The following is a 6,219-nucleotide window of genomic DNA, read 5'->3' as shown; positions in this document are numbered from 1 at the left end:
GACTGCGGCTGGATCGAGCGCGCCTTCGACGACGTCATCGCCGGCAGCCACAAGGTCCCCGGCGCGATCTGGTCGCTCGGCAAGACGCTGGTCGACAACGCGGTGCGGCGGTCGGCGTAAGGTCTCCGCCGCGGCCTGGTGTCGCGACCTGCGGCCTGCTGAAGCAGTCCGCCTTCTGAAACTCGAAATCGGCACCTACTTTTCCGGCATTGACCTGACCGGGAGAGGAGTCGGCGATGCCTGTGACTGGCGGCTGTCATTGCGGTGCGATCCGCTATGAAGTGAACGGCGACATGATGGTGCACGCGCTCTGCCATTGCGTGGACTGCCGTCGCCACTCCGGGGCACCGATGGTCGGGTGGGCGATGTATCCGCTCGAAGCGGTCAAGGTGGTCCGCGGCGAAGCGAAGATCTATCACTCCTCCGAGCATGGACGCCGCCACTTCTGCGCCGATTGCGGCACGGGGCTGTTCTACGTCAACGAAAACCTGATGCCGGGCATCATCGACATCCAGAGCGGCACGTATGATGACCCCGATGCCGTTCCGGCGATGATGCACATCCAGGTCGCCGAGCGGATTGGTTGGATGGAGCGGGCCCACGAACTGCCCGTCTTCGAACGATTTCCTCCGCTCGAATGACGGCGTGGAGGCATCGTACGACTGCTCAGGCCGCCTTCGAGGGCTCCGGGGGACACGTCGAGCGGAATCAGGAATTCTTCGCGCAGAACTTCGCATGGGTGCATAGGCTGAGCTTCCTGGCCATCGTCATGTTCTCCTCAAGTCACGAGCCGTTGCTTCTGTACTGACCCGGCGATTGTCCGTGGAGACGGCTGAACGCTTTCGAAAACGCAGGCCCGGACTCATAGCCGACGGCAAGTGCGATCTCTTCAATGGAGCTGCGGGTCTCACGTAGGGCTTTTGCCGCCAAGTTCATCCGCCAGCGCGCGAGATAGGCGCGCGGCGGCTCACCGATCAAATGGGTGAACCTGCGCGCGAAGGTGGCGCGAGACAGACGCGCATGATCAGCCAATGCCGCGACAGTCCAGTTTTCCTCGGGCTGCTCATGGATTAGCCGCAAGGCGCGGGCGACGGCCGGATCGCGCATTGCACCGAACCAGTCCGCCGCACCTTCGCCCTGGTTGTCCGCCCATGCCCGCAGGAGCAAAACAAGTGCGCTATCGAGCAGGCGCGATGCGATGATATCGGCCGCCGTTCGAGCAGCGTGCGCTTCGACGCGAAGCAACTCCAGCACAAGCCGTAATGGCTCGTTCGCCTCGACCTGTTGCGCGGTGAGGTGAATGAGGGGCGGCATCAATGATACCATCGGATGCGGTGCCGCCTCGACGGTCTGATATTTTGCGCATAGTAGCGTCGTTGTATCCGGCGCGGAGACGCTTCGGTGGGATGGTCCCGCGGACAGCGCCTCGCGAATGGGAACGATCGCGGCATCCGACGGGTCGCTCAGGGCGTGGCCCACACCGCTCGTCACCAGGACGACATCGCCGCGCGAAAGCCGAATGGCGTCCTCACGGCCGGCCAGCCTCAGCCAGCAGCCGCCCGCGAGAACGACGTGAATGGCGGAGCTTCGCTGCGGATCGACACCGATACCCCAGGGGCGATGCAACACCGCCGTTCCGAGGAAGGCGCCGCCGGTGCGATACGGCGCCAACATGTCCGATATGGCATCCAAGCGTCCGCTCCAGCGTCCCGATCGGGTCTGTTTGAGACGATCGGACATGATTTTGCAAGTCGCGCACATCGACGGCGCCGACGCGCCGGCCCAGAACGGATGACAGCAATTTCACTGGAGACGAACTCATGAGTGGGACTTCGGCCAACAAGGCCATCGTACGCGACTTCCTGGAAAGGGCTATCAACCAGGGAAATTTCGACGCTGCCGCGATCCATTTCGGGCTGCGCTATGTCCAGCACAACCCCATGATCGCGGATGGCGTCGAGGGCATCCAGAAACATCTGTCCGAATTGCGCCGGCAGTTTCCGGAATTGCGCGCCGAGGTGAAGCGCATCGTTGCCGAGCGCGATCTCGTCGTCGCACACGTTCACGCGCAGCGCACGCCCACCGACCCCGGCCTTGCCATCGTCGACATCTTCCGGCTGGAGGATGGCAAGCTGGTGGAGCATTGGGAGGTGCGGCAACCCGTGCCCGATGCGGCCGTGCACGGCAACGGGATGTTTTAACGGCATCGAGCGCGGGCGACCGGGTCGTGCTCACCCGGCAGCCCGAGCGGCCGCGATGGCGTGTGGCGCTGCCTTGACACCGTCATTGCCTGGCTTCGGCCGCAACGACGGCGGAGCGCGCTACCCCTCCACATTCGCCTTCATCGCCGTCTCGAACTTGTCGACGAACTCGGCGAGCTCGTCGGCGCCGAGATCGCTGACGGCCCAGAAGTTCAGGCCGCGATTGCCCCAGCGGCGGCAGTTGAAGCCCTGCATGGTCTGGGTCTTCGGCGAACGATGCTCGACACTCGCGGTCTGCGACACGAACAGGTTGATGACGTGCTGCCGGCGCCGGTAGACCACCGCGCCGATGGCGCGGGCGTCGATATAGTCGAGCCGGCCGCCGACCAGCGTAAAACCCTGCGCGGTGAGATCGATCACCGGCGGCGCCACGTCGAGCTTGCCGTTGAACCAGGGTTTGACGGTGTGCTGGTCGGTCGAGATCACGTCGGTCAGATGGCCCGCCTGAAGCGAGCGCAGATGGGCGGAGACGACTTCGGACAGGATGCGCTGCTGGTCGTCCTGGCGCAGCACGACGGCGACGACCCCGCTGGCGGCGAGCGCCGAGACCGCGGAGCCCATCGCGAAGCCGCGCAGCACGGAGCGGCGGCTGGGCTGGCGCTGCGGTTGTGGCAGCGATGCCTCGATCCGGGCGCGCAGGCTTGCCGGCGCGGTGTAGCGCAGGTTGGTATCGGCGAGCGCGCGCTGCATCTCGCGTTGCGCCGCAAGCTCCGCGGCGCAGGCCGGGCAGCTTGCGATATGCGCCTCGACCTCGCGCGCGTGGCCGGCATCGAGCTCGTTGTCGAGCAGCGCATGAAGCAGGATCTTTGCTTCGTCGCAGGTCATTTCGAGTGCTCCTCTTCCGCCATCCAGGCCGCGCGCAGCATGGCGCGGGCGCGTGCGAGGCGGGACATCACGGTGCCGACGGGGGCGCCGACGGCCTCGGCGATTTCACGATAGGACAGGTTGCTGATCTCCCGCAGCACGAAGGTTTCCTTGAACGGTTCGGCGAGCGCATCGATCAGCTTGCGAATGGCGCCGGCGTCGCGGCTGCGCAGCACTTCGGTTTCAGGGCTCGCCTCGGTCTCCTGCCATATCGGCGTCTGCTCGGCGGCGCCCGGCATATCCTCGATCGCTGTGTGCGAATGCGCGCGCCTGGCATATTCTGCGTTGCAGACGTTGCGCAGGATCGCGAACAGCCAGGGCTTCATCGCCGGCCCCCGATAGCTGTCGAAATGCTTCAGCGCGCGCAGATAGCATTCCTGCACGGCGTCCTCGGCATCGGAGGCGTCGCGCAGCAAATAGCGCGCGAGCGTGTAGACGTCGTCGAGATAAGGCAGCGTCGCTTCGCGGAAGCGCTGCGCCTTCTGCACATCGTCGGTGACGGGCATCGCCTCTCGCTTTGCCTCTTGGTCTGCTGGCGGCTTCGTTTCGTCCCTATGCGTGACTGAAGGCGCACGAGCCCGGCCGGCGTGGGACCACCGGCCGGGCAAGACGTTGATGCCTTGGTTTGAGATGTTACTCAACCTTGATCATCCCCGTCATGTGCGGATGCAACGAACAAAAATATTTGTAGTCGCCCGCATTGGTGAAGGTGAACGAGAATTTGTCGTCGGTGTCGAGCGTCTTGGACCTGAACTTGCCGGCCGACACGATGGTGTGGGGAATGTCGTCCCGGTTGGTCCAGGTCACGGTGGTGCCGGCCTTGATCTTGAGCTCGGCCGGCTGGAACACGAAATTGTCGATATGCACCTCCGTGTCGTCGGCGGCGCGGGCAGTCGTGACGGGCAGCAGGATGGCCGCGGCCAAAGCGACACCGAAGTCGCGGCGATTGAGTGTCTTCATTGTCAGCTTCCGATCAACCCTGAATTCAGCCTTGAATCAACCTTGGAGCGGCGTGTCGATGATCGCGAGCCGCTGCTCGTTCTGCTTGAAGTTGATGCTGGCAACGCCGAGCATGGAGCGCAGCCTTGCGTCCTCGACCTTCATCGGTCCGGGCGAGGGGGCCGTCCCGGGCGCCGGCTGCGGGAAGGCGGTCGAGCGCGCCGTATGGAAGGTGAGGTTGCCCTCGACCTTCTGCATGACCTGGTGGATGTGGCCGTTCAGCACGGTGACCGAGCCAAAGCCCTTGACGTATTCGAGCGCGCGGCCGCCGTCCTCGGTGCCCCAGCCCCATTCCGGATAGACGGTCCAGAGCGGGATGTGCGCGAACAGCACGATCGGCGTCGATTTCGACTTGCCGCGCAGATCGTCCTCCAGCCAGGCGAGCTGCTCGGCGCCGAGATTGCCGAGCCCGCCGGCCTTGAGGTCGACGACGTTGACGAGGCCGATGAAGTGCACGCCGCCGGCATCGAAGGAATACCAGCCCTGGCCCTTGGTGCCGCGGCCGTAGCGATCACGATAGAATTTCACCTCCTCGTCGAGGAAGTCATGCTCGCCCGGCACGTAGTGCACATCGAGCTTGCTCTGCGAGATGATGCGCTCGGCATTGTCGAACTCGGCGGCCTTCGAAAGGTGGGTGATGTCGCCGGTGTGGATCATGAACGACGGCTTGGCCGGCATCGCGTTGATCTTGTTGATGGCTTCCTCCAGCGTGCCGAGCGCGTTGGGATTGGCCGGCTTGTCGAAGCCGACATGGCTGTCGCTGATCTGGAGGAAGGTCATGCCGGGTGCGGTCGCGGCCTGCGCGGAATCGATGATGCCGAGCGAGCGCGGCACCCCGCCCGTGATGGTCCAGAGCACCCCGGTGCCGGCCCAGGTCATGCATTCCAGCACCTTGCGGCGGTTCAAGCCGTCGTCGCCGTGATCGTGTCCGCTCATCGCGCAGCTCCTCGTGCCCGGAATTGGGCTTCGGGGAGGTGATTGGGGGAGGGGCGGGTTTATTCGCGGGTGGCGATGACGTTTTCGTGAGGGGGGTAGCCCGTATGGAGCGAAGCGGAATACGGGGCCAGATTTGCGACAGTTCCCGGATTGCGCTTCGCTCCATCCGGGCTACAGACCGGAGTTCGCGAACTCCCGCACGGCCTCCACCACGCGTGCCGGCACTTCCTGCGCCACGCAGTGTCCGGCGTCCTCAAAGACCAGCGTGCCGACGCGCGGAATCAGCGACACGGCGCGCGACGCCATCGCCTTGTAGATCGGCCCGGACTTCGCGGCAGTCGTGATGCGCACGGGGCAATCGATCTCGGCGAGCCCTCCAAACGGGTTACCGCGGGCATCGCCAACGTAAACCTGCTCGATCGCCTCGTAGATCGGACGCAGCATCGCGGATTCGATCTCGGGCGTGCAGGAGAGTCGGACCCGGCCATCGTCGAGCGGCACGAAGCCATGCCTCACATAGGCCCACAGCGACGTCTCGGTCCAATCGGCAAACGTCGGCGCCGTGCGGTAGCGCTCGAAGACGGCATCAGCGCTGTCGAACTCGGCCCGCCGGCGCAGTGTGCCCTGCACGAGGGACAAGGACTCTTCGCTCAATCCTCCGGGCCGCGCCGCGCGCGGGTCCATGACGGTCGGTTCCATCACGAACAGGCGTGTGAAGCGTCCGGGCAGTAGCTTTGCCGCAAGCAGAAGATCGGTCGCACCGGCGCTGTGGCCGATGCCGTAGACGTCGCGCAGGTCGAGCGCATTGATCACCCGGCAGACGTCCTCGGCGTAGTCGAGAAAATGATAGGAGCCCGGCTTGTGGCTCGCGCCATGGCCGCGGCGGTCGAGCGCATAGACGGTGTAGGCCGATGCAAGCTCGCGCGCGACCTCCTCCCAGACATCGGCGACGAAACCGGTGCCGTGCACGAGCAGGGCAGGCGGCTTCCCGCTCTCGCCCCATTGCAGCATGGCGATCTCTGCGTCGGCCGGGCCGATTGGAAAGCGGTGCGGATTGATCATGAGTACAGAGGTGATGCGTCGCAGCCCGGATGGAGCGTAGCGTAATCCGGGGCCAGCATTGCGGCAACTTCCCGGATTGCGCTTCGCTCCATCCGGG

At 64.9% G+C, this 6,219-nt stretch carries 8 protein-coding genes; 2 read left to right on the top strand and 6 right to left on the bottom strand.

The window, feature by feature from the left end; all coding sequences use genetic code 11:
- Positions 1-236 precede the first annotated feature (236 nt).
- Positions 237-641 carry a GFA family protein gene (locus tag ACXJL8_RS06520; RefSeq protein ID WP_456619158.1) on the top strand — a complete coding sequence of 135 codons (405 nt, stop codon included), beginning with the start codon at positions 237-239 and terminating at the stop codon, positions 639-641.
- Between the two features lie 142 nt (positions 642-783).
- Here the strand turns inward: ACXJL8_RS06520 and ACXJL8_RS06515 are convergent, their stop codons facing one another.
- A complete protein-coding gene (locus tag ACXJL8_RS06515) occupies positions 784-1,692 on the bottom strand; it encodes a cupin domain-containing protein (protein ID WP_456619157.1) in 909 nt (302 codons plus the stop codon).
- Between the two features lie 128 nt (positions 1,693-1,820).
- On the opposite strand from ACXJL8_RS06515, the gene ACXJL8_RS06510 reads away from it, so the two are divergent.
- Complete coding sequence (locus tag ACXJL8_RS06510) at positions 1,821-2,201, top strand: nuclear transport factor 2 family protein (RefSeq protein ID WP_456619156.1); 381 nt, start codon at positions 1,821-1,823, stop codon at positions 2,199-2,201.
- Between the two features lie 120 nt (positions 2,202-2,321).
- Here ACXJL8_RS06510 and ACXJL8_RS06505 read toward each other — a convergent pair whose 3' ends face one another.
- The 5 genes from ACXJL8_RS06505 to ACXJL8_RS06485 all read right to left on the bottom strand — a co-directional run bounded on the left by ACXJL8_RS06505 (position 2,322) and on the right by ACXJL8_RS06485 (position 6,122).
- Positions 2,322-3,086, bottom strand: a complete 765-nt coding sequence (locus ACXJL8_RS06505) for an anti-sigma factor family protein (protein ID WP_456619155.1) — start codon at positions 3,084-3,086, stop codon at positions 2,322-2,324.
- Positions 3,083-3,631: a sigma-70 family RNA polymerase sigma factor gene (locus ACXJL8_RS06500; protein WP_456619154.1), complete on the bottom strand. Its 549-nt coding sequence runs from the start codon at positions 3,629-3,631 to the stop codon at positions 3,083-3,085. The genes ACXJL8_RS06505 and ACXJL8_RS06500 overlap by 4 nt, the downstream gene beginning before the upstream one ends.
- 127 nt (positions 3,632-3,758) lie before the next feature.
- Positions 3,759-4,085, bottom strand: coding sequence for a cupredoxin domain-containing protein (locus ACXJL8_RS06495; protein ID WP_456619153.1), 327 nt, complete (start codon positions 4,083-4,085; stop codon positions 3,759-3,761).
- A 36-nt stretch (positions 4,086-4,121) separates the two neighbouring features.
- Entirely contained in the window at positions 4,122-5,060 is a 939-nt protein-coding gene (locus tag ACXJL8_RS06490) for a metallophosphoesterase family protein (protein WP_456619152.1), read from the bottom strand.
- Between the two features lie 171 nt (positions 5,061-5,231).
- Complete coding sequence (locus ACXJL8_RS06485) at positions 5,232-6,122, bottom strand: alpha/beta fold hydrolase (RefSeq protein WP_456619151.1); 891 nt, start codon at positions 6,120-6,122, stop codon at positions 5,232-5,234.
- Positions 6,123-6,219 lie beyond the last annotated feature (97 nt).

It is taken from the genome of Bradyrhizobium sp. P5_C11_2, from assembly GCF_054049755.1.
This window is presented reverse-complemented; position numbering and strand designations above follow the sequence as displayed.

Coding starts and splice junctions, on each gene's coding strand:
- ACXJL8_RS06520 (WP_456619158.1), top strand. CDS start 237: ATGCCTGTGACTGGCGGCTGTCATTGCGGTGCGATCCGCTATGAAGTG.
- ACXJL8_RS06510 (WP_456619156.1), top strand. CDS start 1,821: ATGAGTGGGACTTCGGCCAACAAGGCCATCGTACGCGACTTCCTGGAA.
- ACXJL8_RS06505 (WP_456619155.1), bottom strand. CDS start 3,086: ATGACCTGCGACGAAGCAAAGATCCTGCTTCATGCGCTGCTCGACAAC.
- ACXJL8_RS06500 (WP_456619154.1), bottom strand. CDS start 3,631: ATGCCCGTCACCGACGATGTGCAGAAGGCGCAGCGCTTCCGCGAAGCG.
- ACXJL8_RS06495 (WP_456619153.1), bottom strand. CDS start 4,085: ATGAAGACACTCAATCGCCGCGACTTCGGTGTCGCTTTGGCCGCGGCC.
- ACXJL8_RS06490 (WP_456619152.1), bottom strand. CDS start 5,060: ATGAGCGGACACGATCACGGCGACGACGGCTTGAACCGCCGCAAGGTG.
- ACXJL8_RS06485 (WP_456619151.1), bottom strand. CDS start 6,122: ATGATCAATCCGCACCGCTTTCCAATCGGCCCGGCCGACGCAGAGATC.